26 protein-coding genes are annotated in these 23795 nt (G+C 60.3%); 19 read left to right on the top strand and 7 right to left on the bottom strand.

The features are described from left to right. From P5705_RS12405 to P5705_RS12430, 6 genes are all read left to right on the top strand, one after another. Nucleotides 1–485: RHS repeat-associated core domain-containing protein (locus P5705_RS12405; protein WP_277461158.1), on the top strand; the 485-nt coding region annotated here is incomplete at its 5' end. Next, nucleotides 486–872: a hypothetical protein gene (locus P5705_RS12410; protein WP_277461159.1), complete on the top strand. Its 387-nt coding sequence runs from the start codon at nucleotides 486–488 to the stop codon at nucleotides 870–872. It begins immediately after the preceding gene. A gap of 264 nt (nucleotides 873–1136) precedes the next feature. Then, nucleotides 1137–2279, top strand: a complete 1143-nt coding sequence (locus P5705_RS12415; RefSeq protein WP_277461160.1) for an ankyrin repeat domain-containing protein — start codon at nucleotides 1137–1139, stop codon at nucleotides 2277–2279. An 825-nt stretch (nucleotides 2280–3104) separates the two neighbouring features. Then, nucleotides 3105–3488, top strand: coding sequence for a hypothetical protein (locus P5705_RS12420; protein ID WP_277461161.1), 384 nt, complete (start codon nucleotides 3105–3107; stop codon nucleotides 3486–3488). Between the two features lie 253 nt (nucleotides 3489–3741). Beyond that, the gene (locus P5705_RS12425) at nucleotides 3742–4200 is read left to right on the top strand and encodes a hypothetical protein (RefSeq protein WP_277461162.1); all 459 of its coding nucleotides are present in this window, start codon (nucleotides 3742–3744) and stop codon (nucleotides 4198–4200) included. 193 nt (nucleotides 4201–4393) lie between these two features. Beyond that, nucleotides 4394–4873, top strand: coding sequence for a hypothetical protein (locus P5705_RS12430; protein ID WP_277461163.1), 480 nt, complete (start codon nucleotides 4394–4396; stop codon nucleotides 4871–4873). A 238-nt stretch (nucleotides 4874–5111) separates the two neighbouring features. Here P5705_RS12430 and P5705_RS12435 read toward each other — a convergent pair whose 3' ends face one another. Both P5705_RS12435 and P5705_RS12440 read right to left on the bottom strand, forming a co-directional pair. Continuing rightward, entirely contained in the window at nucleotides 5112–5381 is a 270-nt protein-coding gene (locus P5705_RS12435) for a DUF3077 domain-containing protein (RefSeq protein ID WP_277461164.1), read from the bottom strand. Nucleotides 5382–5505: 124 nt separating this feature from the next. Next, the gene (locus P5705_RS12440; RefSeq protein ID WP_277461165.1) at nucleotides 5506–5748 is read right to left on the bottom strand and encodes a hypothetical protein; all 243 of its coding nucleotides are present in this window, start codon (nucleotides 5746–5748) and stop codon (nucleotides 5506–5508) included. A gap of 803 nt (nucleotides 5749–6551) precedes the next feature. Here P5705_RS12440 and P5705_RS12445 point away from each other — a divergent pair. The 7 genes from P5705_RS12445 to P5705_RS12475 all read left to right on the top strand — a co-directional run bounded on the left by P5705_RS12445 (nucleotide 6552) and on the right by P5705_RS12475 (nucleotide 12791). Then, the gene (locus P5705_RS12445; RefSeq protein WP_277461166.1) at nucleotides 6552–7133 is read left to right on the top strand and encodes an alpha/beta hydrolase; all 582 of its coding nucleotides are present in this window, start codon (nucleotides 6552–6554) and stop codon (nucleotides 7131–7133) included. A gap of 64 nt (nucleotides 7134–7197) precedes the next feature. Beyond that, nucleotides 7198–8145, top strand: coding sequence for a sigma 54-interacting transcriptional regulator (locus P5705_RS12450; RefSeq protein WP_277461167.1), 948 nt, complete (start codon nucleotides 7198–7200; stop codon nucleotides 8143–8145). A gap of 218 nt (nucleotides 8146–8363) precedes the next feature. Further along, complete coding sequence (locus P5705_RS12455; RefSeq protein ID WP_277461168.1) at nucleotides 8364–9149, top strand: MetQ/NlpA family ABC transporter substrate-binding protein; 786 nt, start codon at nucleotides 8364–8366, stop codon at nucleotides 9147–9149. 685 nt (nucleotides 9150–9834) lie between these two features. Further along, on the top strand, nucleotides 9835–10500 hold the full coding sequence (locus P5705_RS12460) for an amino acid ABC transporter permease (protein ID WP_213658778.1): 666 nt from the start codon (nucleotides 9835–9837) through the stop codon (nucleotides 10498–10500). After that, nucleotides 10481–11140, top strand: a complete 660-nt coding sequence (locus tag P5705_RS12465) for an amino acid ABC transporter permease (RefSeq protein WP_277461169.1) — start codon at nucleotides 10481–10483, stop codon at nucleotides 11138–11140. Before P5705_RS12460 ends, P5705_RS12465 begins: the two co-directional genes overlap by 20 nt. Beyond that, the gene (locus tag P5705_RS12470) at nucleotides 11137–11922 is read left to right on the top strand and encodes an amino acid ABC transporter ATP-binding protein (protein WP_277461170.1); all 786 of its coding nucleotides are present in this window, start codon (nucleotides 11137–11139) and stop codon (nucleotides 11920–11922) included. The genes P5705_RS12465 and P5705_RS12470 overlap by 4 nt, the downstream gene beginning before the upstream one ends. Next, nucleotides 11919–12791: a transporter substrate-binding domain-containing protein gene (locus P5705_RS12475; RefSeq protein WP_277461171.1), complete on the top strand. Its 873-nt coding sequence runs from the start codon at nucleotides 11919–11921 to the stop codon at nucleotides 12789–12791. The genes P5705_RS12470 and P5705_RS12475 overlap by 4 nt, the downstream gene beginning before the upstream one ends. 120 nt (nucleotides 12792–12911) lie before the next feature. Here P5705_RS12475 and P5705_RS12480 read toward each other — a convergent pair whose 3' ends face one another. Beyond that, on the bottom strand, nucleotides 12912–15278 hold the full coding sequence (locus tag P5705_RS12480) for a penicillin acylase family protein (protein ID WP_277461172.1): 2367 nt from the start codon (nucleotides 15276–15278) through the stop codon (nucleotides 12912–12914). A gap of 86 nt (nucleotides 15279–15364) precedes the next feature. Here P5705_RS12480 and P5705_RS12485 point away from each other — a divergent pair, with 86 nt between their 5' ends. Further along, nucleotides 15365–15931 carry a sugar O-acetyltransferase gene (locus P5705_RS12485; protein WP_277461173.1) on the top strand — a complete coding sequence of 189 codons (567 nt, stop codon included), beginning with the start codon at nucleotides 15365–15367 and terminating at the stop codon, nucleotides 15929–15931. Here P5705_RS12485 and P5705_RS12490 read toward each other — a convergent pair. Beyond that, nucleotides 15910–16467: a DUF6436 domain-containing protein gene (locus P5705_RS12490; protein ID WP_277461174.1), complete on the bottom strand. Its 558-nt coding sequence runs from the start codon at nucleotides 16465–16467 to the stop codon at nucleotides 15910–15912. The genes P5705_RS12485 and P5705_RS12490 overlap by 22 nt on opposite strands. A 190-nt stretch (nucleotides 16468–16657) precedes the next feature. Between P5705_RS12490 and P5705_RS12495 the strand changes: the two genes are divergently transcribed. Continuing rightward, on the top strand, nucleotides 16658–17584 hold the full coding sequence (locus P5705_RS12495) for an alpha/beta hydrolase (RefSeq protein ID WP_277461175.1): 927 nt from the start codon (nucleotides 16658–16660) through the stop codon (nucleotides 17582–17584). On the opposite strand, the gene P5705_RS12500 is transcribed toward P5705_RS12495, so the two are convergent. After that, a complete protein-coding gene (locus P5705_RS12500) occupies nucleotides 17585–18337 on the bottom strand; it encodes a hypothetical protein (protein ID WP_277461176.1) in 753 nt (250 codons plus the stop codon). A 121-nt stretch (nucleotides 18338–18458) separates the two neighbouring features. On the opposite strand from P5705_RS12500, the gene P5705_RS12505 reads away from it, so the two are divergent. Next, complete coding sequence (locus P5705_RS12505; RefSeq protein WP_277461177.1) at nucleotides 18459–19082, top strand: 2OG-Fe(II) oxygenase; 624 nt, start codon at nucleotides 18459–18461, stop codon at nucleotides 19080–19082. Then, complete coding sequence (locus P5705_RS12510) at nucleotides 19063–19563, top strand: DUF523 domain-containing protein (protein WP_277461178.1); 501 nt, start codon at nucleotides 19063–19065, stop codon at nucleotides 19561–19563. Before P5705_RS12505 ends, P5705_RS12510 begins: the two co-directional genes overlap by 20 nt. An 85-nt stretch (nucleotides 19564–19648) precedes the next feature. Here P5705_RS12510 and P5705_RS12515 read toward each other — a convergent pair whose 3' ends face one another. After that, on the bottom strand, nucleotides 19649–20113 hold the full coding sequence (locus tag P5705_RS12515; protein ID WP_277461179.1) for a transporter substrate-binding domain-containing protein: 465 nt from the start codon (nucleotides 20111–20113) through the stop codon (nucleotides 19649–19651). Between the two features lie 228 nt (nucleotides 20114–20341). Between P5705_RS12515 and P5705_RS12520 the strand changes: the two genes are divergently transcribed. Beyond that, a complete protein-coding gene (locus P5705_RS12520; RefSeq protein WP_277461180.1) occupies nucleotides 20342–20818 on the top strand; it encodes a DUF4399 domain-containing protein in 477 nt (158 codons plus the stop codon). Nucleotides 20819–20976: 158 nt separating this feature from the next. On the opposite strand, the gene serA is transcribed toward P5705_RS12520, so the two are convergent. Continuing rightward, nucleotides 20977–22206, bottom strand: coding sequence for a phosphoglycerate dehydrogenase (gene serA, locus P5705_RS12525; protein ID WP_277461181.1), 1230 nt, complete (start codon nucleotides 22204–22206; stop codon nucleotides 20977–20979). Nucleotides 22207–22376: 170 nt separating this feature from the next. Between serA and P5705_RS12530 the strand changes: the two genes are divergently transcribed. After that, nucleotides 22377–23774, top strand: a complete 1398-nt coding sequence (locus P5705_RS12530; protein ID WP_277461182.1) for an FAD-binding oxidoreductase — start codon at nucleotides 22377–22379, stop codon at nucleotides 23772–23774. The last annotated feature ends 21 nt before the right edge of the window (nucleotides 23775–23795 follow it).

Raw genomic sequence — 23795 nt, forward strand, 5'->3', positions numbered from 1 at the left:
ACGAGACGGGGCTGCACTACAACCGCTATCGGTACTATGATCCAAGGGCTGGGCGCTTCCTGAGCCAAGATTTAATTGGCTATCAGGGCGGGCTGAATCTCTATGCTTATGTAGTAAACCCGATTGGCTGGATCGACCCCTACGGGTTGTCCGGAGAGGAGGTATGTGATTTAAGTCATTGGTGGGGTACCGACAAGCCAAAGCCTAAGGGACCACCTAATTCGGTATACACAAAGCTGAATGGCGATAAAGACTTGGCTGTACAAAATACGGTATATAACCGTGAAGGTGTCGCAATCGGACAAGTAGACTTTAAAAATCACGGTGAAGGTGCGCCTTCTGGCCATGGGCATATTCTTAATCCTCCGGGGAATTTTGCTAGTGCTCATGGAGCTGGCGCAGTTCACGTTCCACCTGTCGAAGTAGCTTCGGGGTGGAGCGTAATTCCGCCAGGTACAAAACCTTCACAGCCAATAGGTAGCTAAATGAAGCCAGAAGATGCTTGCAAGATTATAGATGCCTATCATCGCTTTGATGATGGGATTCTTGAGTTGTTTAGCTATGTATTTCTTCGAGATGGCTCTATGGCAGTAAGGCTCGAGCTTTATGCAAGAAATCATGCTGCGGCAGGAGATGTTTGGAGAACAGTGAGAATTGTTGTTGGTGGCGCCGGAGAGGTGAGATCAAACTTTACAGGTGGCGAGACAAATGTCATTTGCTCTGGTGTTAAATTGCTAGAGTTAGATGGGGTGATTTGTTTGGATGTTGATGGTGAATATGGGGCTCGTGATCCTGTCTCAATGGATGAAGTGAGAAAGTATAGCCCTTGTTATGTGGTTGGGGAGACTGTTGAGATAGTTGAGCTCGACTGAAATTTGCTTTAACTGTTGAAAGGGGATGGATTGATTTTTCTATTTTGGAGTAGGGGGTAAGTCTGCTCCCTTTCTTATAGGCAAGCCTTTAGTAAAAGGGGACAGATTTATTTTGCTACTCTAAAGTAGAGAAAATAAATCCGTCCCCTTTTCGTCCAAAATGGTCTACGAACGGCTAGAGAAGGCAGATGCCAACGGGTTGAGTTCGGTGGATTTCGAGTTGAAGCAAATGGGGTTGGAATACAGCAAAGGTAGATTTTTCAAATGATTGACTGGCAGCAACTTTACGAGAAGCACAAAACAGAGCTGGGCCAGCTTTACGACGATGTCAGAGAAGGCAGGCTGGAGCGGCTGCGCAACTTTGCGCAAAAATATCCGGATTTGCTGGCGCTACCCCGGTATGGCGAAGTGGTGGAGCAAAGTTTGCTACATATGGCTGCTTGGGCAGGGCAGACTGAGGTCTGCCAGCTGTTGCTCGAACTGGGGTTGGACCCGAATCGGGCGTACACTAGAGCGGGGTATGGAACTGCTCTGGAGTTGGCAGCCGGTGAAGGGCATCTGGCAACCTGTGTCTGCCTTCTAGACGGAGGTGCTTCGGTCGATGGTCTGCCGCGAAGCGTTTGTACACCGCTGTATGCCGCGGCCCAGTTTGGGCATGAACACGTAGTTGCTCTCCTTCTGGAAAGAGGAGCCGAGATCAATCGTCTGCATCTACAGTTCAACGCCAGTGTCTTGGATGTTGCGCGGGGATGGAATCAGCAGGCTGTCGTAATGCTACTGGAAGCCAAAGGTGCGCGCAGCACTTTGGAGGTAGATGCTCCCGATGTAGAAGGTGCCGGGCAGTCCATCGTCACCTTTGTGCATAATACTGCGGGCTGGGTCTTACCGGCCGTGTTCAGTCCACCCTGCGAGGTACCTGAGACCTCTCTACATATCAGCTTGCTCAATAGCAAGACTGACTACAAGCTTCTATTTACTGTTGGCCTTTACAATAAGGTGCCGATGACCGAACTGTTCATCTGCTTGCCGGGTAACTGGCCACTTTCCCGGAGGGAGTGGCTGGCACAGGGCCCTTGGCGTTTCCCGGTGCAGATGTTGGAGCGTCTTGGACTACAAACGCTTGAGCACGAGCCGCTTCAGGAGGGGAATCTGTTGCTGAGAAGTGATCCGGCCTATGCAGATTTACCTTGGCCTGAGTCAGTTGATGCTCTTTTAGTCATTGACAAACCCTGGAATAAAGATAGTAGTCCAGAAAATATTGCTGAAGATGACAGGGTGAATCTATTTATACTGGCCCCAGTTAAATTTACAGCCAAAGGTGAGCCTGGCGGAAAAGCATTGGTTGCGCTGGTCGAGCGCAAGCGCGCAGCAAGTTGGAAAGTCTTGGCTCTTGATGCTGGTTGTTGAATCGGTAAGAAGATAAAAGAGTTAAAAGGAGGTGAATTTATTTTTTGCTCTAATATCTACTCGCGAGGGACCAATGGGAGCAAAACTCAGGCAATGTCTGCTGAAAAGCACACCTTCACCCGATAGGTGCTCCGGCTGGGAGAGCTGACGGGGCGTTTTCGGTTGTGGACAGTAAAAGGGGGCAGATTTATTTTCCTATTTTTGAGTTGGGAAAATAAATCTGCCCCATTTCTGCGTCCCTCGCTTCAGGATTGAGTCATGCAGTAAAAGGGGACGGATTTATTTTTGCTACTCTAAAGCAGATAAAATAAATCCGTTCCCTTTTTTCTACATTTGCCGCCAGACCAAGTTCCAAAAGGGTGGGGCGTAATTCCACCGGGCACGCAACCATCACAAAAGTAATGGGGTAAGTATGATTTCAAATGACGTGCAGAAGGTTTTTGATGAGTACGATGGTTTTGCCGACGGGGTGTTGAAGGCGTTCGAGTATATTTTTTCGGATGATGATGCCTGCTCTGTAAAGCTTGAGTTGTATGCGCAAAATTATAATTTAGAAGGTAATGTTTGGCGGAGGGTGGATGTATGGGTTCGAGGTGTGAGCGAAGTGCGTTCGACAGTGATTCCGATTGTTATTAATTCGAAGGTTAAAGTTTTAGACCTTGAGGGGGGAGTGTGTTTGGAGGTGAGTGGGGATTTTGGCCTCGATTCGATGTCCATTGAAATAGTTCGGAGGTACAGTGTTTGCTATGCAATTGGACGGTCGGTTCAGGTTGTGGAGCATATATAGGTGGTCTGAAGTGGTGTGGGAAAGGCTGGGAGTCTAATATGTTGTTTAAAGATATTGTGAGTTTTTTTGATGGGTGCCACGGTTTTCAAGGAGGATATATAAGATTTTTTAGATATGACTTTCAAAGTTTTGGTAAGTTGAATATTACAATTGGGTTGGAAGGTCGATTTTTAAACGGTGTGGCTAGAAAGTGTAGTGTTGAACTAAAGATCTTCGATGTTGTGGAGGTTCGATCAGATTTTGCGGGCGGGCGCGGTAATGATATCTCTGAAAAGGTCATGTTTTCACCGTCGGGAGTAGGAGGCTACTGCATAGCGTTTGGTTGTGATTTTTTGGATATTCCAGTGACGCTGGATGCTATTAGACGGCGTAGCGATTGTTATGTTATCGGTAAGGCTGTCGAGGTGTTGGAGGTTAAATAGATGATTTGCGGAGGGAAAGGGAACGGATTTGAATGGCACTCAATTAACATGCTTCGAGTAAAAGGGGGCAAGTAAAATGGGATGGATTTATTTTTCCACAAACAGAATGGTCTGAAATTGGAGTAGGGAAAATAAATCTGTCCCCTTTTTTCGCATATGGTCGTGTAGGTCATGGCGGTTTTGAGCGCTACGACAGAATAAAAAATTCACCTGTTTATGTTGATGGCGCGTTGATGAATCCATGGGGCAAGTAATGAAGAATTATATTATTAATTTTGATTCCGATATAATTCCTGGTAGTTCGATTGGTGGAATTTCCTTGGGTGATTGTGCTGAGGATGTTTTTGAGTGTATAGCCGATACATTTGATGTGGAGATCTCCGAGTTTGAGAATTTCGGTGGGAGGTATGTATCCTATGAGGTAAGTGGAGGGGCGATTACATTTGTCGCCCGAGAAGACGGGAAAATATCTGCTTTGTGGTGCAAGCCTCCATATAAGGGGAGGTTTGATAGGCGATTTTATCCAGGAATCACTGCTGGAGAGTTAAAAAGTGTGTCCAGAAGGCAGGAGATATTTGATGGTTATTTAGTTGTCGATCGAAATTACTTGATTTACTATGCGATGCCAGAGGATATTGATGACTTTAATAGTTTTTCTGATCTGGATGATGGTGTTGTTTTTAATGAATTACATGTTGGTAAGTTGAGGTGATGGAGGGTTGGTCGGAGTTTTCAGAAAAAGTAAAAGGGGGCGGATTTATTTTTCTGCTCTAATCGAGTTTCCGGGGAATGCATCGAGCAGACGAGGCAGGGTATCCGGAAATTAGAGTAGAGAAAATAAATCCGCCCCCTTTTTTTGCAGTCACTTTCTGCACCTTTTTTGCATATGTTTCAGGAGGTCTATAATGAAAATTTCAATGAAAACCGCATATAGAGATCCTGTTGGTGATGTGGACGATATAGATGAAGAGTTGACGCCTTTTCAATATGCCTTGGAAGAGTTAAGGCGGTATGTTTGTTGTGAGTTGTTGGTAAGGTTGAGTGATGATTGTACGATGTATCTTGAGATTTGGCCGGACGTAACGATATGCTACGAAGATATCGTTAATTCAGTTGTGCGTGTTAAAAGTGGCTGGGAGGGTAAGGATTATATTTGGTTCTGTGAGCAAGGTATTGATTTTTATCTGCATTACGAAGTAAGAGGTGGAGACGTAGTGCTCGCATATAAAAAAGGCCCTGGTGCAGGTCGATATCATGGAAATATCCCTGATACTGTGGTCGCCATTAGTAGGGCGAGTTACGTAATGGAGTGGGGCTTGGTTTTTAAAGAGTTGACTGATCTTTTTGATAAATGTATTAACAAGAAAATTACATTGCCGTTTTAGCTTTGTGATGTTCAGTAAAAAGCGCAGTAAAAGGGGGCGCATTTATTTTACTGCTCTAATCGAATTTCCGGGGAATGCATCGAGCAGACGAGACAGGGCATCCTGAAATTAGAAAAAAAGGGACAGATTTATTTTTGCTAGCATAAACATGAGAAGATAAATCTGTCCCCTTTCTGCTGATGGCGTTTGACGCGATTGCCTGGGAGCCGGTGTGATTCACCCCCAGGCACCGCGACACTCAGTGAGTCATTCCCAGTTCGGCGTCATCCATCAGCGCCTTGGCCAGTGCGCTCAGGTAATACGAGGCCCAGAGCAGTTGCGGCTTTTCTTCCATGATCCCGGTGATGGTCAGGTCGCGCACGCAGCCCATCAGTTCCGAAGCCTGTTCGCGGGCGTGCTGGCAGGGGATGCCGGGTTCGATGCAGAACAGTGGGATGGTCTGGCCTTCGCCTTGGTAGAACTTGGTTTTGCCTGCGGTGGTGTTGGGGGTGGTGTCGTCTGTTGTCATTGTTTTGTCTCCCTGGATTTTTTGGGGCCTGGGCGGGCCCTTTCGCCAGCAAGGCTGGCTCCTACAGGCGTGGACGCAGCCCCCGGTAGGAGCCGGCTTGCTGGCGAACAGGGCCGGGCGCGGGCTAGTGCAGCGTCTGTGGGGCCTTGGGCATCTGCACCTGGATCAACGCCGATTCGAGCAGCACGCGCAGCGATTCGACTTCGTGCATCGACGCCATCATCAGGATCGTGGCGGGGGACCTGGGCTGGGTCAGCACCGCCTGATGGGCCACGGTCAAGGCGCACAGGGCGTACTCGGTGGCCTGGATGAGGGTGTCTTCGAGGGAGTGGTGGTGATGGGGTGGGTCGGGGACGATCTTCAGCATAACGATTTTCCTTTCCGGTGCGGCCACCTGTCTGCTGTCAAACAGAGGGTGGCAGCTGTGCGTGGGTTGACAGACCGGCGAAAATCGTAAAATTCCGGCGCACGCAAGCGTGCCCGCACGCACAGCCGCCATAGAGGGCGAGCCGTACACGATTTTTCGTCGCAGCCTGTCAAAGCTGTGTCGTTGATATGCAACGACTCGCCGAGACTAGAGCGCTCCCAGAGCAGCCGCAACGGAAAAAAGGCGGCGGGAGTATGTTTGGGAAATGGACTACAAGGAAGGGGTTTAATCTGATTTTTTGGTGGTTCGTGGGGGGCTGGGGATTCATTTTTGATTGGCGTTGTGGGTGAGAGGGCCAGCCACGAAATCTTCAGCGCCTATCAGATCGAGCGCCGCCCGCGCGGCGCATCGCGGATGAATCCGCTCCTACATTTGTTGCAACGTGCCGCATCTGTGAGGCCATGGTTGTCAGCCTTGGCGCATGGCTTGAGGCAGGTGGGGCGGCGGTGGCGACAACCAAAAAATCGCGTCGTACAAACCAGGCGGACAACCATGGCCTATCGGTCATGGCCACGTCGCAACCGATGTAGGAGCGGATTCATCCGCGATGCGCCGCGCGGGCGGCGCTCGATTTGCGCACCACTACAAATCCTCAGGCGGGCACCTGGTCGCCATCAAGACCCACCCAGCGCGTAAAGAAGCATTGATTTTTGGTTATTAACAAATAGCTTCTTATTCCTTTACGCTAGATCTCCCCTCCCTATACTGGCCCCCAAGCACGCAAACACCTTGGAGGCGTCCCCATGCGCAATGAGTCGATTCGTTACCTGATTGTGCCGGGCTGGCAAGGATCGCCAGACAACCATTGGCAAAGTCACTGGCAGCGCAGCCTGCCCAACAGCGCCCGGGTCGAGCAGCGTGACTGGCTGACCCCGCAGCGGCGCGATTGGGTGCAGGCCCTGGAGCAGGCGATTGCCGCCGAACGCTCGCCGGTGATTCTCATCGCCCACAGCCTGGGCTGCATCACCGTCGCCCACTGGGCCGCGCACGCCAGCCCGGAGCTGCTGCGCCGGGTGCGCGGCGCGCTGCTGGTGGCGCCGGCCGACGTCGAACGCCCGACCTGCGCGCCGGCCCTGCGCAACTTCGCGCCGATTCCATTGCAGGCGTTGCCGTTCCCCAGCCAGGTGGTCAGCTCCGACAACGACCCGGCAGTGAGCGTGCCCCGTGCGCTGCACCTGGCGAGTGCCTGGGGGGCCGAGGCGGGGTTGCTGACCAATGCCGGGCATATCAACGTGAAGTCCGGCCATGAGCGTTGGGAGCAGGGCTTCGCCTACCTCTATCGCCTGCAGGCGCGGATCGACCAGCGCGCGCTGCGCCGCGCCTGATTCGGCACTTATCCACAGCATTGCCTTGAGCCTCGGCCGCTTGCGGTCGGGGCGGGAGTATTCCATGACGTTTCACAGCCCTTTCGGCCAGCCGCTGCTGACCTTCCCCGAGCTGGACAAGAGCCCGCTGAGCATCCGCGCCAAGGCACTGGTGTTCGTCGATGAACGCTCGCAGGCGCTGCGCCGGGCCCTCGAGCGCCTGGCGCCGCAACCGTTGCCGGTGCTGATCCGCGGCGAGACCGGCACCGGCAAGGAGTTGCTGGCCCGGCAGATCCACCGCGCCAGTGATCGTGGTGGGTTGTTCGTCTCGGTCAACTGCGCGGCCATCAGCCCGACCTATGCCGACGCCGAACTGTTCGGCTACAGCGCCGGTACCCAGGGCGGCACCGCCAGCAGCCGAGCCGGCTGGTTCGGTTCGGCCAACGGCGGCACGCTGTACCTGGATGAGATCGCCGACCTGCCCCTGGCGATCCAGGGCAAGCTGCTGGCGGCGCTGGAGAACCGTGAAGTGACCCGTGTCGGCGCCACCCAGCCCCAGGCGGTGGATGTGCGGTTGGTCGCCGCATCGAGCATCGACCTGGCCCAGGCGGTGCGGGCCGGCCGCTTCAACGAGCGGCTGTATCACTACCTGCATGAAGGCGAGCTGGAACTGCCGGCGCTGCGCGACCGGGTCGGCGACATCCTGCCCTTGGCCGAATATTTCGTCGGCATCTACAGCGTGCGTCTGGAGCGCTCGGTGCCGCTGATCAGCGAGGCGGCGCAGCAGGCGCTGGAAGCCCATGCCTGGCCAGGCAACACCCGCGAGCTGGAGAATGTTATCCACTTCGCACTGCTGGTCAGCGACGGCGATGAAATCCTGCCGGAGCATCTCGACTTGCCGGACATCGCCCCCCTGGCCAGCCTGGCGCGGCAGTTGGAGCAGCTACGTCGTGGCGGTGAAGCGCAGACCCTGGGTGAACTGCGTCGGCTGTTGGGCGAAGCACTGGCGCGGCTGGATGAAGGCGCGTCCTAGACGATCGTCTTGCAGTGGTCTTGGGATCGAGCGCCGCGCGGGCGGCGCTCGATCTGATATACGCTGCAACTCTCCAATTCCTCATCGGAATAAGCAGCTAATCAAAAGATATTGTTACGGAATAAAAATAATCGGTATTGTCCGTTTCACGCCCACCCGAACGGATGGGCACCCGACGTCGCCATCTGCGATGGCCCAGCTATAGAACAAGGATCACCATGAAAAAGACCCTGCTGACCACCGCCCTGGCTGCCGCTCTGTCGTTCACGGGCTTCGCCAACGCTGCTGAAAAACTGGTGGTCGCCGCCACGCCCGTGCCGCACGCCGAAATCCTCGAACTGATCAAGCCGACCCTGGCCAAAGAGGGCGTGGACCTGGAAATCAAGGTTTTCACCGACTACGTCCAGCCCAACGTGCAAGTCGACCAGAAGCGCCTGGACGCCAACTACTTCCAGACCCTGCCGTACCTGAAGAACTTCAACGAAGGCAAGGGCACCCACCTGGAAACCGTGATCGGCGTGCACGTCGAGCCGTTCGGTGGCTACTCGAAGAAGGTCAAGAGCCTGGCCGAGCTGAAGGAAGGCGCCACCGTCGCCATCCCCAACGAAGGCAGCAACAGCGGCCGTGCCCTGCTCCTGCTGCAGAAGGCTGGCCTGATCACCCTGAAGGACCCGAAGAACGCCCTGGCCACCCCGAAAGACATCGCCGAGAACCCGAAGAAGCTCAAGTTCCGCGAGCTGGAATCGGCCATGCTGCCGCGCGTGCTGGACCAGGTCGACCTGGACCTGATCAACACCAACTACGCCCTGGAAGCCGGCCTGAACCCAGCCAAGGACGCCCTGGTGATCGAAGGCAGCGACTCGCCGTACGTGAACTTCCTGGTGGCCCGCCCGGACAACAAGGACAGCGCGGCCATCCAGAAACTGGCCAAGGCACTGACCAGCCCCGAGGTGAAGGAGTTCATCGCCAAGAAGTACCAGGGCGCGGTACTGCCGGCGTTCTGATACGCGGCACGACTTACGCCTGAACGAAAAAACCGACGCAAATAGCGTCGGTTTTTTTATTGGCAGGGTCTGCCCAACCGCAAACCCGTAGGAGCCGGCCTTGCCGGCGAACACCCGCGAAGCGGGTGCCAGGCACCACGCCAGCCTCAGCTTTGCGCGATTCCTGTAGGAGCGGCCTTGTGCCGCGAAAGGGCTGCGCAGCGGCCCCAGGATTTCAGCGGCAATGCAGAAAATGCCGGGGCCGCTTTGCGGCCCTTTCGCGGCACAAGGCCGCTCCTACAGGGAAAGGTGTGAACCCCAATAGTGGGCTCAGCGCTGGCTGGCCAATGCCCGGCGCAATGCCAGCAACCAAAGCAATTGTTCATTCGAGGCGGGTGAGCAGGGGCTGTTCATCGTTATCGTCCTTGTAGGTGTGATGGGCCATGCAGGTCGCAGTCTGAGACTCTTTTGAAAGGGCTTTATTCAGAAAGATCCCTTTGTGATGAGGGAAACTTCCGAAATTTTCGAAGGGTGATATCGATATGCAATAAAGGTATTTAGAGAAACTTTTTTATACCTTTAAAGTTTGCAAATCGTGCTTACCGGCACAGCGCCATCACTCTGTACAAGGACGTCGAGCGACCCTCGCGCCGAGCTGGAACCTCCCCATGCCATACCTTCAAACCCCCGTGCCGAGGCCCTTTCCATGAGCTTCGACACCGCCTTCATGCTTAGCACATTGCCCGCGTTCTTCAAGGCCGTGGGTGTAACCCTGCAGGTCGGGCTGATCGCCATTGCCACTTCGATGCTCGTGGCGCTGGTCAATGCAACGATCCTGGTGTTTCGCACGCCCTACCTGCGCCGCCTGGTGCAGGGCTATGTGGAGCTTGCCCGCAACACCCCGTTGCTGATCCAGCTGTTCTTCGTCTACTTCGCCCTGCCGAGCCTGGGTTTGAAGGTATCCGGCTTCACCGCGGCGATCATCACCATGACCTTCATGGGCGGCGCCTACCTCACCGAGGTGCTGCGCGCCGGTGTGGAAGCGGTGCCGCGCGCGCAACTGGAATCCGGTCGCTCCATTGGCCTCTCCGAAGGGCAGCTGCTGCGCCATGTGATCCTGCCCCAGGCCGGCATCCTCAGCCTGCCGGCGCTGTTCGCCAACTTCGTGTTCCTGCTCAAGGAAACCACCGTGGTTTCGGCGGTGGCGGTGCCGGAGATCCTCTACACCACCAAGAACTACATCGCCCTGTACTACAAGACCTACGAGATGCTCGCGGTACTGACCCTGCTCTGCGTACTGATCTTCCTGCCGCTGTCGCTGCTGCTGCGCTACCTGGAAAGGAGGCTGCAACATGGCCAGTTCGGGCATTGAGCTGTTGCTGGTGTCGCTGCCGCAACTGGCTGCGGGCGCGGCGCAGACCCTGGCGATCTCGGCCTTGGGCATCCTGTTCGCCACCTTGGGCGGCGTGTTCTATGGCGTGCTGGCGACCCTCGGCAATCGGGCGCTGAACCTCCTGTTGCAGGTATACCTGGAACTGTTCCGGGCGATTCCGGTGCTGGTCTGGCTGTACCTGGTGTTCTTCGGGCTGCCGATCTTCTTCGGCCTGAGCATCCCCAGCTTCTGGTGCGCGGTATTGGTACTCGGCCTATGGAGCGCCAGCGAGGTGGGCGAGGTGGTGCGCGGCGCCCTGCAATCTCTACCCCGTGGGCAGCGCGAGGCCGGGCTGTCGATCGGCCTGGGCGGCTGGCAGCTGTATAGCTACGTGCTGCTGCCCCAGGCGCTCAAGCGCATGACCCCGCCGACCATCAACATCTACACGCGCATCATCAAGACCAGCTCGCTGGCGGTGCTGATCGGTGTGGTCGACGTCATCAAGGTCGGCCAGCAGATCATCGAGCGCACCTACGAGTCGGTGCTGATCTACGGCGCGCTGTTCCTGTTCTTCTTCCTCGTCTGCTATCCGCTTTCCGCCGCCTCGCGCGTGCTGGAGCGCCGCTGGGCCCAGCCATGAACGCATTGATCGAATTCCAGGGTTTCAACAAATTCTTCGGCGAGCACCAGGTGCTCAAGGATGTCGACCTGCAGGTGCGGGCCGGTGAAGTGGTGGTGATCCTCGGCCCCAGCGGCTGCGGGAAAAGCACGCTATTGCGCTGCCTGAACGGGCTGGAGGAAGCCCAAGGCGGTAGCCTGCGTCTCGATGGCCAGGAACTGCTCGACCCACGCACCGACTGGCGCCAGGTGCGCCAGCGGGTCGGCATGGTGTTCCAGAGCTACCACCTGTTCGGCCACATGAGCGTGCTCGACAACCTGCTGCTGGGCCCGCTCAAGGTGCAGAAGCGCGAGCGCCGCGAAGCCCAGGCCCAGGCCGAGGCGCTGCTGGCGCGGGTGGGGCTGCTGGACAAGCGCGACGCCTTCCCCCGGCAGCTTTCCGGTGGCCAGCAGCAGCGCATCGCCATCGTCCGCTCGCTGTGCATGAACCCCCAGGTGATGCTGTTCGACGAAGTCACCGCGGCCCTCGACCCGGAGATGGTCAAGGAGGTGCTGCAGGTGATCCAGGGCCTGGCCCGCGACGGCATGACCCTGCTCATCGTCACCCACGAAATGGCCTTCGCCCGCGCGGTGGCCGACCGCATCGTGTTCATGGAGGCCGGCAGGATCCTTGAACAGAATGACCCCGAGCGCTTCTTCACCCAACCGCAGAGCGCACGCGCGCAGCAGTTCCTGGAGAAATTCTCGTTCGTCGAAAGCCTGCCCAAGATACTGCCCAAGTCACTGCACAAGGAACTGTCATGAAGACCGCACCGTTCGCCAAACTGCTCGCTCCACTGCTTGGCCTGGCCCTGCTGGCCGGCTGCAACAAAGCCGAAGACGCGGCCAAGCCCGCCGCCGCCTCGCCGGCCACCAGCTACCTGGAAACCATCAAGGCCCGTGACAAGCTGATCGTGGGGGTGTTCACCGACAAGCCGCCGTTCGGTTTCGTCGATGAAAGCGGCCGCTACGTCGGCTTCGACACCGATATCGGCCGGCGCTTCGCCAAGGAACTGCTGGGCGACGAGAACAAGGTCGAGTTCGTCGCCGTCGAGCCCGCCAGCCGCATTCCGTTCCTGCAGAGCGACAAGGTCGACCTGATCCTCGCCAACATGACCGTCACCCCCGAGCGCAAGGAAGCGGTGGACTTCACCAACCCCAACCTGCGCGTGGCGGTGCAGGCCATCGTTGCCGACGGCAGCCCGGTGCAGAAGCTCGATGACCTGGCCGACAAGACCATCATCGTCACCACCGGCACCACCGCCGATATCTGGCTGACCAAGAACCACCCGGACTGGAAGCTGCTGAAGTTCGAGAAGAACACCGAGTCCCTGGCCGCCCTGGCCAGCGGCCGCGGCGAGGCCTATGCCCAGGACAACCTGATCCTGTTCAGCTGGGCCAAGCAGAACCCGGGCTATCGCGTATTGCCGCAGTTGCTGGGTGACGAGGCGCCGATCGCCCCGGCGGTGAAGAAGGGCAACACCGAGCTGCGCGACTGGGTGAACGCCGAGCTGGCCAAGCTGGGCGAGGAGAAGTTCCTGCTCAAGCTGTACGACCAGTACGTGCGCAAAGAACTCAGCGATGACACCAAGCCGGAGAGCGTGATCGTCGAAGGCGGCAAGTGGCAGGGTTGAGCCACGGCCCCCTGTAGGAGCGGCTTCAGCCGCGATGCGGGCACCGCGGTGTATGGCACCCGCTGTGCGGGTGATCGCGGCTGAAGCCGCTCCTACAGGGATCGCGTGACGCGCTGGGCGTTATTTGCCAGGCACCAGGCGCAAGGTGCTCTGCGCCGGAATCACCCCCATGCGCGTCTTGTGATAGCGCCCTTCGATATAGTCCTCGGCCTGGTCCTTGTAGTGGCTGTCGAACAGCACGCCACTCTGCCCGACCGGGTTGATGGTCAACGCCGCCCCCGGGTCGCCGAAATCGACCACCCGGCGGGTCGAAGGCCCATAGGTGACCGGCCAGGGCGCCGGGCCGATCTTCGCCGACAAGTTGTTCGGCACTTCATGGGTGCCCGGCGCAGCAAACGGGCCGACATTGAACAGCAGGTTCAACGGCTTCTTCATCCCCAGCGGATGGTTGTGGGTGAGGGTGTGGGCCTTGCCCCACTGCCAGCTGGCCGGGTCCTTGCCGAGTGTCTCGCGCAGGTGCTTCAGGCTGTGTTGCCAGGCCAGGCGCACGATGGCGGCGCGGTCGGTGTGCTCGTTGCCGCCACGGGTGTTCCACCAGGGTGAATTCGCGTCGGCGGCCAGGCGCGGCAGCGCGGCGTCGATGGCGCGGGTGCTGATCAACACCGGGAACCAGGTATCGCCCAACTCATCGTGCAGCGCGGCGAAGGCCAGTTCGTAGAGGAACTGGTTGAACAGCGTTGCACTGGTGGAATCCAGCGGGTAGTCGCCGCGCCAGGCGGCCAGCTGTTCCACCAGCTCTTTCTCTTCGTCACCGTTGGCAACCGTGCGCAGGGTGCCCAGTAGCGGTGCCAGGGTACGTGGGCCGTAGTCGCTGCTGGTGTCGAGCTGCAGGGCCTGGCTGCTCTGGATGTCCCACTTGATGTCGGGATCGTTCAGCTGGCGATCGAGCTGGCGACCCCGGTCGGCCAGGTTGTAGTAACCCGGTATCGCGATCGAGGCCGGTGGCTGGTAGTTGGCCGAGACGATATAGCCGCTGGCCGGGTTCTCCTGCTGTGGGTTGACGCTGAAGGGGTAGAAGCCGGGCTTGTCGGCCTGGCCGCTGCTGCCGTCGAGGATGAATGCCGGGTTGACCCCGTCCGGGCGGATCGGCAGGCGCGCCGCCGCCCACCAGCCGATGTCGCCACGGGCGTTGGCCCACACCAGGTTCAGCCCCGGCGCCTGGACCTTCGCCGCCGCCTCGCGCATCTTGCCGAGGGTGTCGGCGCGGTTGATCTGGTAGAAACCGTCGAGCAACGGGTTCTCGGTTTCGAGGAACGCCCACCACATGGCGATCGGCGCCGGGCCGGCCGTGTCGCCCAGCACGCTGTTGACGATCGGGCCGTGGGGCGAGCGGCGCAGGGTGATGGTCACCGGCGCCTGGCCCTTGACCGCGATCTGCTGCTCGGTCTTCTCCAGCACTTGCCAGCGGCCATCGACCATCACCTGATTTGAATCTGCCGGGTTGGTCTTCTCGGCGATCAGGTCGACGTCGTCGTTCTGGAACATGGTCAGGCTCCAGCCGAAATCGCGGTTGTGGCCGAGCAGGGCGAACGGGTTGAGGGCCTGGAAATAGCCATACAGGTTGAAGTTCGGCGCCGACAGTTCAGCCTCGTACCACACTGCCGGCACGGCGAAGCTGATATGCGGGTCGCCGGCCAGCAGCGGGCGGCCGCTGCGGGTGTGGCTGCCGGCCACGGCCCAGGCATTGCTGCCCTCGAACTGGGGGATGCCGACCTCGCCAAGGGCCTCGTGGCTCAGCCGCGCCAGTTGCTCGAGGCTGCGCCAGTCGGCGGCGGCCAGCGGGGTGGCGACGGCGCCGTTGGGCTTCCAGTCGAGGTCGAAGATCTTCAGGTACTCGGGGCCGAGCTGGTCGCGGATGTAGGTCAGCGCCGGGTCAGTGCGAAACGCAGCCGCGAAGCTGTAGGCAAGATAGCCGGCGATGCTCAAGGTGTCCTCGGCGGTGAACGGGCGCTTCGGGATGCCGAGCACGTCGAACTCCATTGGCTTGGGGTGCGTCGCCTGCCATTGGTTGACGCCGTCGAGGTACGCCTGCAGGGCCTGCCAGGCTGGTGACTGGTGGTCCAGGCGCTGCACCATCAACGCGGCCTGGTCACGGATGCGCAGGCTGCGGAACAGGGTGTCGGTGGGCACCAGCTTCTCACCCAGCACTTCGGCCAGCTCGCCCCGGGCCAGGCGGCGCATGATCTCCATCTGGAACAAGCGGTCCTGGGCGTGTACATAACCCAGGGCGCGGTACAGGTCCTGTTCGTTCTGCGCTTGCAGGTGCGGCACGCCGCGGGCGTCGTAGCGTGCGCTGACCGGCGCCTGCAAGCCGCTGACGGCCACCTCGCCCTCGCGCTGGGGCTGCTTGCCCTGCACGTACCAGTAACCGGTGCCAGCGGCGGCCACGGCGATCACCACCGCCAGCAGGGTCAGGCTGCGCTTCATCGAAACTCCTTGTGCACGCCAGCGAAAAATGTGGTCCGATCATCGGCGGATTCGCGAACTGAGCATAGTCCCTGAAAGGAGTTTCCATGTCCCTCAGCGAAAAACAGAAGATGTTGGCCGGTGAGCTCTACCACGCCGGTTGCCCCGAGCTGCAGGCCGAGCAGATCGCCAACAAGCACTGGATGCACCGCTACAACAGCAGCGTCGAGTTGCTCAACGACGCGCGCCACGGCTTGTTGGTCGAGCATTTCGGCCAGGTCGGCGACGGTGCGGTGATCCGCCCGCCGTTCTATTGCGACTACGGCTACAACATCAGCATCGGCGCCAACAGTTTCATGAACTTCAATTGCGTGATCCTCGATGTGCTGCCGGTGCACATCGGTGCCGACTGCCAGATCGGGCCGGCGGTGCAGATCTACACCGCCGACCACCCGATGGACCCGGACCTTCGCCGTACCGGCCTCGAGAGCGGTCGGCCGGTGAGCATCGGCGACAATGTGTGGATCGGTGGCGGGGCGATCATCCTGCCCGGTGTGACCATCGGCGATAACGCCGTGGTCGGTGCCGGCAGCGTGGTGACCCGCGATGTGCCGGCGGGGGCGGTGGTGGTGGGCAACCCGGCGCGGGTGCGTCAGCCGGCCCAGGGGCAGTAGCAGCCCACCGCGAGGGTGTTGGAGGCCTGTACCCGGCGCCCTTGTTCCAGTGCCTTGAGGATCGGTTCGATGAAACTGTTGCTCGAGTTGCACACCGCGCCTTCGCTGTAGGGCCCGAAGTAGGCCAGGTTGCCCTCATGGTCCCAGATCGCCACGGCGGGCGTGGCGGGCAGCTGTTCACTGCCGGGCAGGCTGGCCAGTGGCTTCAGGGTGGTGAGGTTGGCGGGGAGCTGGCCGTGGCTGCCGGGTTTCTGCACGACGTGGAAGCTCACGCCCCGTGGGGCGAACTGCGCGACCAGCTCGCCCAGGTGCTGCTGGTTGCCGACGTTGCACGGGCAGGCCGGGTCCCAGAAGTGCACTACGCGGATCGGGCCGGGGCCGGACAGCTCGGGCGGTAGCCGCAACTGGCTGCCGTCGAAGAAGGTGGCCTGGTTGTCGAAGGGGCGCAGGTAGCGGCTCTGGAAACTGTCGTAGGCCCACCACAGTGCGGCGGCGCAGAGTAGCAGTGCAAGAGGTGTGAGAAATCGCTTCGCCATAGGGGCCTTGTTGCGGCGCGTGGGAGCGGGCTTGCCCCGCGATGGCTGCTGTGAAGCCAGCATCGCTTTCGCGGGGCAAGCCCGCTCCTACAAGGTCGCGTCGTTCGTTGGAAAAGGGGCCAAGCTTGCCATGGCGCGGCCCAGACCTGAATATCGCAGATCAATACTTGCTTCAGTGTGGATGTACCCGATGCCCGCCGCCTTCCACCCCGACTCGCTGCGCGCCAGCTTGTCGCCCCTCACCGAGCGCCAGTCGCTGCCAGGCCAAGGCCGTGACTACCAGCGCTTCTATGGCCTGGACCTGCCGGTGGCCAGTTGGCTTGGCCGCTTCCAGGCAGCCGGGTTCGACCTGGTCGGCCAGGTGTGGCTGCCGGAACAGCCGGTGGCCACCCTGTTCCTGCTGCATGGCTACTACGACCACATGGGCCTGTACCGGCATGTGATCGACTGGGCACTCAAGCAGCACTATGCGGTGATCAGCTGCGACCTGCCCGGGCATGGCTTGTCCAGCGGCGAGCGAGCCAGCATCGAGGATTTCGGTATCTACCAGCAGACGTTGGACGCATTGTTCGAGCAGGCGCGCCAGCTCGACCTGCCACGCCCGTGGCACCTGTGCGGGCAGAGCACCGGTGGTGCGATCGTGGTCGATCACCTGCTGCATTGCGACGGCCGCAGCCCGGCCGACGGCGAGGTGATCCTGCTGGCGCCGCTGGTGCGCCCGCGCGCCTGGCACTGGTCGAAGCTCAGCTATTGCGTGCTGCGCCACTTCGTCAACGGCATCGAGCGGCGCTTCAGCGAGAACACCAACGACCCGGCGTTCCTGCCGTTCCTGGAGGCCGACCCGCTGCAACCGCGCCGCTTGCCGACAGCCTGGGTCGGCGCGCTGCTGAAATGGGTCCGGCGTATAGAGGCGGCGCCGCGCAGCACGCGGCGGCTGTTGATCGTGCAGGGTGAGGCGGATGGCACCGTGGACTGGCCCTACAACCTCAAGGTGCTCAAGGCCAAGTTCAGCGAACCGCAGATTCTCATGCTGCCCGAGGCGCGGCACCACCTGGCCAACGAGTTGCCGGGTATCCGCCAGCGTTACTTCGACTTCATCGGCCAGCGCCTGGGCTGATCAGTTCAGCTCCGCGGCGTTCTGCCCGACCGCCAGCGCGGCGCGCACGGCGGCCACGGCGGCCTTGTAGTAGGCCTGGCCTTGCGGCGACTCGGCGAAGTTGGCGAATTCTTCCAGCTCGGTGTCCGACAGGTCGCGGTAGACATACAGCAGGGTGTTGTTCAGGTCTTCGCCGACCTGGTTCATCAGGCGCTGGCGCTGGCCATCGAGCAGGCCCTGGGCCTGGCCGGCACCGAACAGGCCGGGGATCATCGAGCTGAGGCTGTCTGCCGCCACCCCGGCGATCGCCAGGCTGACCTCGGCGCCGGCTTCGCGGGCCGGCAGGGCCTGGGCCAGGTGGCCGACGATCAGCAGGCGGTTGTCGCTGACCTGCATCTTGGGCAGGCCCTTGGCGTTCTTGGCCAGCTGGTCCTTGCGCGTGGCCAGCAGTTCGGCGGCCACCACCTTGCGCCCCAGCGGCGACTGGAAGAAGTTCAGCGCCGGCGTGGCGTTCTGCAAGTTCGCGCGCAGCTGCGCCAGGGCGCGGCGGTCCATGGCCTGGGCCTGGAAGCGCTGGTTGCTGTTGCTGACCAGCGCTTGATAGACCGCAGGCGGCAGGCTGCTGCGGTAGCGCTGCTGGGCGGCGCTCACGGCATCGTTGAAGTGGGCGCGCTGGTCGGGCCAGCCGGCGGCCTTGTACAGTTGATCGAGGCTGTCTGCCCAGACAGGCATGGTGCAGATCATCAGCAGAAGCAGGGAAAACAAACGGCGCATTCAGGACTCCTGTCGGCAGGCCGCTATTGTCCGTGGCCCGGCGGGGCTTTGTCGAGACGCCAGCGGCAGTTCTCGACCAAGTGGCGCTGTGCGAGCGCATGCCGAATGGCTATGATGCGCCATGCACATTCCTCCTGAACATCCGATGCTGTCGGCGATCGTCGATGACCTGGCCACCCGTGGCTGGTCGCAGCAGTCGCTCTTCTTGTCCGACGAACTGGCCCGCGCGTTGGCGCTCGAATGCCGCCGTCGCCACGCCGAAGGCGAACTCAACCCGGCCGGCGTCGGGCGCGGTGCCGCGCAGGAAGTGCGCGAGGCCATTCGCGGCGACCAGATCCAGTGGATCGACCCGGGTGAATCCGAGGCCTGCGACCAGTATCTGGGGGCCATGGACAGCCTGCGCCAGGCCATCAACCAAGGGTTGTTCCTGGGGCTCGAGGACTTCGAGTGCCACTTCGCCCTGTATCCGCCGGGCGCGTTCTATCGCCGCCACCTGGATCGCTTCCGTGACGACGACCGGCGTGCCGTTTCGGCCGTGTTCTATCTCAATGAAGGCTGGCAGCCCGACGACGGTGGCCAGTTGCGCATGTTCCTGCAGGGTGACGTCGAGCATGACGTGCAGCCGCTGGCGGGCACCCTGGTGGTGTTCCTGTCGGGCGACATCCCCCACGAAGTCCTTCCGGCCGGGCGCGAGCGCCTGTCGCTGACGGGCTGGTTCCGCCGCCGTGGCAACGATCCGTTCTAAGGTGCTGGTCAGCGCCTGCCTGCTGGGCCAGCCGGTGCGCTATGACGGGCGTGCCAGCGGCCATCCCGACCTGTTGCAGCGCTGGCAGGCCGAAGGCCGGGTGGTGCCGTTATGCCCGGAGGTGGCCGGTGGCTTGCCGACGCCGCGCCCGCCTGCGGAGATTCCGGGCGGGCAGGGTGGCGACGTGCTGGATGGGCAGGCGCAGGTCGTGACGGTGGCGGGCGAGGATGTCAGCGAGGCGTTTCTCGTAGGTGCCAGGCAGGCCCTGGCCCTGGTGCGGCGGCATGGCATCCGCGTGGCGGTGCTCAAGTCCGGCAGCCCGTCGTGTGGCAACCGGTTGACCTATGACGGCAGCTTCACGGGTGTGAAGGTGACGGGGGAAGGGGTGACCACGGCGTTGCTGCGGCGCGAAGGGGTGCTGGTGTTCAGCGAGCTGGAGCTGGACCAGGCCGCGCAGGCCCTGAACCACGCGGACTTGTAGGAGCCAGCCTTGCTGGCGAACGGCTTCACATCGCCTTCAGGGCTGTTCGCCAGCAAGGCTGGCTCCTACGGGATCGGTGGCGTGGCTACTGTTGGAGCCACTTCTGTTCCAGCTCGGTCAGGCGCCCGTTGTCCTTGAGCCGCTGCAGGGCGTTATTCACCGCGCTTTCGAACGCCGGATTATCCTTCTGGAATGGAATCACCAGGTGCAGGTCACCAAACGGTTGGCTGGCGCTCAGCGCGGGTGGGAGTTTGTTTTCCGCATCGGGCTTGTCGACCGTGATGTCGAACCTGCCACTCTCCACCCCCGCCAGCACTTCTGCGGCGGGCGTTTCGATGAACTCGGCGCGCAGGTCCAGCTCCCGGGCCAATGCCTGGCCAAGCTCGATATCGAAACCCGTCAGGTGTTCATCCTGTTTGAAGGCATAGGGCGCGGCGTCGCTCTGCACGGCAATGCGCAACTCCCCCCGGTCGTTGATTTCATCGATCAGTTCGGCCTGGGCCAGTGGAGTGAACAGTGCTGCCAGCAGCACGCCAATGGTCAAACGCATGAATGCCCCTTTTCTTGTTCGGCAGAAGATTTCCATTCGCCGGGACTTATTACCTGCCACGGTCGAGCGCAGCCTCAGACCTCAGGACCCGGTCAATGTTTGACACGGCCCTGAAATATTTCCGCGCCTGTTTTTGAACCTCTTCCGGTGTGGGTGGACTATGGTGAAGTACCGCCTTGCTTCGTTTAAGTGATAGCGGTCAATTGAAGTGAATCACAGGAGAAGTGAATGAAAAGCCTAATGTCGCGTGCTGTCGTCGCCGGTCTGCTGATGGGGGCGTCGGTGTTCGCCAGTGCCGCGGATGCCCTGAAGAGCCAGCAGCCACCGGAAGGCGCCAAGGTCTTCATCGTTTCCCCCGCCGACGGCGCCACGGTCGACAAGACCTTCACCGTCAAGTTCGGCATCGAGGGCATGGGCCTGAAGCCTGCGGGCGACCAGACCCCGCATACCGGCCATCACCACCTGCTGGTGGATGTCGACAAGGCGCCGGCGGCTGATATGCCGCTGCCGACCAGCCTGATGCCGGAGAACAACGCGCCACTGCCGGCCGGCCCGCAGGTGCTGCATTTCGGCAAGGCGCAGACCGAGGCGACCATCACCCTGACGCCGGGCAAACACACCCTGCAATTGGTTCTGGGTGACCAGTACCATGTGCCGTTCAAGCCAAGCGTCGAATCGCAGAAGATCACAGTAGATGTGAAGTAAGCGTGTAGGAGCCAGCCTTGCTGGCGAACGCAAGGCGACGCCTTGCGCCTGCAACCGCGTCGCCTGTTTCGCCAGCAAGGCTGGCTCCTACAGGTGAAACAGCGGGCGCAAAAAAAGGGAGGCCACCAGGGCCTCCCTTTTTCATGCCGCAATGAAACTTAGAACAGTACGCGCGAGCGAATGGTGCCCTTCACGTGCTGCAGTTTCTCCTGGGCCAGGTCCGAGTACTCGGCGTCCACATCGATTACCACGTAACCCACTTTCTCGTCGGTCTGCAGGAACTGACCGGAGATGTTGATACCGTTCTCGGCGAACACTTTGTTGATCTCGCTGAGCACGCCCGGGATGTTCTCGTGGATGTGCAGCAGGCGGTGCTTGCCGGGGTGGGCCGGCAGGGCCACTTCCGGGAAGTTGACCGACGACACGGAGGTACCGTTATCGCTGTACTTGACCAGCTTCTCGGCCACTTCCAGGCCGATGTTGGCCTGGGCTTCGGCAGTGGAACCACCGATGTGCGGGGTGAGGATCACGTTGTCCAGGCCACGCAGCGGGCTTTCGAACTCGTCGTCGTTGGAGCGCGGCTCGACCGGGAACACGTCGATGGCGGCGCCGATCAAGTGCTTGTCCTTGATCGCGGCGGCCAGGTGGTCCAGCTCGACCACGGTGCCACGGGCGGCGTTGATCAGGATCGAGCCCTTCTTCATCGCACGGATTTCCTTCTCGCCGATCATCCACTGGGTGGACGGCAGCTCAGGCACGTGCAGCGAGACGATGTCGGCCAGGCCCAGCAGTTCATGCAGGCTGGTGACCTGGGTGGCGTTGCCCAGCGGCAGTTTGGTCAGCGGGTCGTAGAAGTACACCTGCATGCCCAGGCCTTCGGCCAGGACCGACAGTTGCGTGCCGATCGAACCGTAACCGACGATGCCCAGCTTCTTGCCACGGATCTCGAAGGAGTTGGCCGCGCTCTTGATCCAGCCACCGCGATGGCAGGAGGCGTTCTTCTCGGGGATGCCGCGCAGCAGCAGGATGGCTTCGGCCAGCACCAGCTCAGCTACCGAGCGGGTGTTGGAGTACGGTGCGTTGAACACCGCGATGCCGCGCTCGCGGGCCGCGCCCAGGTCGACCTGGTTGGTGCCGATGCAGAAGCAGCCGACCGCGACCAGTTTCTTCGCACAGTCGAAGACCTCTTCGGTCAGCTGGGTGCGCGAGCGGATGCCGATGAAGTGGGCATCGGCGATCTTTTCCTTCAGTTCAGCGTCCGGCAGCGAGCCGGTGAGGTACTCGATGTTGCTGTACCCGGCGGCCTTGAGGATATCCACCGCATTCTGGTGGACGCCTTCAAGAAGAAGGAACCTGATCTTGCTCTTGTCGAGAGACGTCTTGCTCATCTGCTTAAACCTGTATCCCGGAGAAAAATGGCGAGGAGGGTGAAGCGGCGCGGCGTCGGCCTTAGCACGGACAGCGGGAGGGCTATGCTAGCATACGCGACCTGATCTGAGCTTATCCCGACAGGTGAAGCGTGCTCAGGGTGACTATGAATAAGTCGAGAGTTCCTGCGATGACCCAGTCTGCGGTAATTGATGAGCTGATGACCCTGGTCGACCCTGGCAAGGTCCTTACCGACCCCGCCTCGCTCGAGGCGTATGGCAAGGATTGGACCAAGCACTACCCGCCCGCGCCCAGCGCCATCGTCTTCCCCAAATCCATCGAGCAGGTCCAGGCCATCGTGCTTTGGGCGAACCGGCACAAGGTCGCCCTGGTGCCGTCCGGTGGGCGTACCGGGCTGTCGGGAGGCGCGGTCGCCGCCCATGGCGAGGTGGTGGTGGCCTTCGACTACATGAACCAGATCCTCGGTTTCAATGAGTTCGACCGCACCGTGGTCTGCCAACCGGGCGTGATCACCCGCCAACTGCAGCAGTTTGCCGAAGACCAGGGGCTGTACTACCCCGTTGACTTCGCTTCCAGCGGCTCCAGCCAGATCGGCGGCAATATCGGCACCAATGCCGGCGGGATCAAGGTGATTCGCTATGGCATGACCCGCAACTGGGTTGCCGGGCTCAAGGTGGTCACCGGCAAGGGCGAGCTGCTGGAACTGAACAAGGACCTGATCAAGAACGCCACCGGCTACGACCTGCGCCAGCTGTTCATCGGCGCCGAGGGTACGCTGGGCTTCGTGGTCGAGGCGACCATGCGCCTGGACCGTGCGCCGCGCAACCTCACCGCGATGGTGCTGGGCACGCCGGACTTCGACTCGATCATGCCGGTGCTGCACGCTTTCCAGGGCAAGCTCGACCTGACTGCCTTCGAGTTCTTCTCCGACAAGGGCCTGGCCAAGATCCTCGCCCGTGGCGATGTGCCGGCACCGTTCGAGACCGACTGCCCGTTCTACGCACTGCTGGAGTTCGAGGCCAGCACCGAAGCGGTGGCCAACGAGGCGCTGGCCACCTTCGAGCACTGCGTCGAACAGGGCTGGGTGCTGGACGGGGTGATGAGCCAGAGCGAAACCCAGCTGAAGAACCTGTGGAAGCTGCGCGAATACCTGTCCGAGACCATCTCCCACTGGACGCCCTACAAGAACGATATTTCGGTCACGGTGTCGAAGGTACCGGCGTTCCTGCGCGATATCGATGCCATCGTCGGCGAACACTACCCAGACTACGAAGTGGTCTGGTACGGCCACATCGGCGACGGCAACCTGCACCTGAACATCCTCAAGCCCGACCACATGACCAAGGACGATTTCTTCGCCTCCTGCACCAAGGTCAACAAGTGGGTATTCGAGATCGTCGAGCGCTACAACGGCTCGATCTCCGCCGAGCACGGCGTGGGCATGACCAAGCGCGACTACCTGGGCTACAGCCGCTCGGCGGATGAAATCGCCTGCATGAAGGCGATCAAGGCCGTGTTCGACCCTAATGGCGTCATGAATCCGGGTAAGATCTTCGCTCCCGAATAAAAAGCAGTGTTCACAGGAGTC

Source organism: Pseudomonas entomophila, from assembly GCF_029478665.1.
GTDB lineage: Bacteria > Pseudomonadota > Gammaproteobacteria > Pseudomonadales > Pseudomonadaceae > Aquipseudomonas > Aquipseudomonas entomophila_F.

Coding starts and splice junctions, on each gene's coding strand:
- P5705_RS12410 (WP_277461159.1), top strand. CDS start 486: ATGAAGCCAGAAGATGCTTGCAAGATTATAGATGCCTATCATCGCTTT.
- P5705_RS12415 (WP_277461160.1), top strand. CDS start 1,137: ATGATTGACTGGCAGCAACTTTACGAGAAGCACAAAACAGAGCTGGGC.
- P5705_RS12420 (WP_277461161.1), top strand. CDS start 3,105: ATGTTGTTTAAAGATATTGTGAGTTTTTTTGATGGGTGCCACGGTTTT.
- P5705_RS12425 (WP_277461162.1), top strand. CDS start 3,742: ATGAAGAATTATATTATTAATTTTGATTCCGATATAATTCCTGGTAGT.
- P5705_RS12430 (WP_277461163.1), top strand. CDS start 4,394: ATGAAAATTTCAATGAAAACCGCATATAGAGATCCTGTTGGTGATGTG.
- P5705_RS12435 (WP_277461164.1), bottom strand. CDS start 5,381: ATGACAACAGACGACACCACCCCCAACACCACCGCAGGCAAAACCAAG.
- P5705_RS12440 (WP_277461165.1), bottom strand. CDS start 5,748: ATGCTGAAGATCGTCCCCGACCCACCCCATCACCACCACTCCCTCGAA.
- P5705_RS12445 (WP_277461166.1), top strand. CDS start 6,552: ATGCGCAATGAGTCGATTCGTTACCTGATTGTGCCGGGCTGGCAAGGA.
- P5705_RS12450 (WP_277461167.1), top strand. CDS start 7,198: ATGACGTTTCACAGCCCTTTCGGCCAGCCGCTGCTGACCTTCCCCGAG.
- P5705_RS12455 (WP_277461168.1), top strand. CDS start 8,364: ATGAAAAAGACCCTGCTGACCACCGCCCTGGCTGCCGCTCTGTCGTTC.
- P5705_RS12460 (WP_213658778.1), top strand. CDS start 9,835: ATGAGCTTCGACACCGCCTTCATGCTTAGCACATTGCCCGCGTTCTTC.
- P5705_RS12465 (WP_277461169.1), top strand. CDS start 10,481: ATGGCCAGTTCGGGCATTGAGCTGTTGCTGGTGTCGCTGCCGCAACTG.
- P5705_RS12470 (WP_277461170.1), top strand. CDS start 11,137: ATGAACGCATTGATCGAATTCCAGGGTTTCAACAAATTCTTCGGCGAG.
- P5705_RS12475 (WP_277461171.1), top strand. CDS start 11,919: ATGAAGACCGCACCGTTCGCCAAACTGCTCGCTCCACTGCTTGGCCTG.
- P5705_RS12480 (WP_277461172.1), bottom strand. CDS start 15,278: ATGAAGCGCAGCCTGACCCTGCTGGCGGTGGTGATCGCCGTGGCCGCC.
- P5705_RS12485 (WP_277461173.1), top strand. CDS start 15,365: ATGTCCCTCAGCGAAAAACAGAAGATGTTGGCCGGTGAGCTCTACCAC.
- P5705_RS12490 (WP_277461174.1), bottom strand. CDS start 16,467: ATGGCGAAGCGATTTCTCACACCTCTTGCACTGCTACTCTGCGCCGCC.
- P5705_RS12495 (WP_277461175.1), top strand. CDS start 16,658: ATGCCCGCCGCCTTCCACCCCGACTCGCTGCGCGCCAGCTTGTCGCCC.
- P5705_RS12500 (WP_277461176.1), bottom strand. CDS start 18,337: ATGCGCCGTTTGTTTTCCCTGCTTCTGCTGATGATCTGCACCATGCCT.
- P5705_RS12505 (WP_277461177.1), top strand. CDS start 18,459: ATGCACATTCCTCCTGAACATCCGATGCTGTCGGCGATCGTCGATGAC.
- P5705_RS12515 (WP_277461179.1), bottom strand. CDS start 20,113: ATGCGTTTGACCATTGGCGTGCTGCTGGCAGCACTGTTCACTCCACTG.
- P5705_RS12520 (WP_277461180.1), top strand. CDS start 20,342: ATGAAAAGCCTAATGTCGCGTGCTGTCGTCGCCGGTCTGCTGATGGGG.
- serA (WP_277461181.1), bottom strand. CDS start 22,206: ATGAGCAAGACGTCTCTCGACAAGAGCAAGATCAGGTTCCTTCTTCTT.
- P5705_RS12530 (WP_277461182.1), top strand. CDS start 22,377: ATGACCCAGTCTGCGGTAATTGATGAGCTGATGACCCTGGTCGACCCT.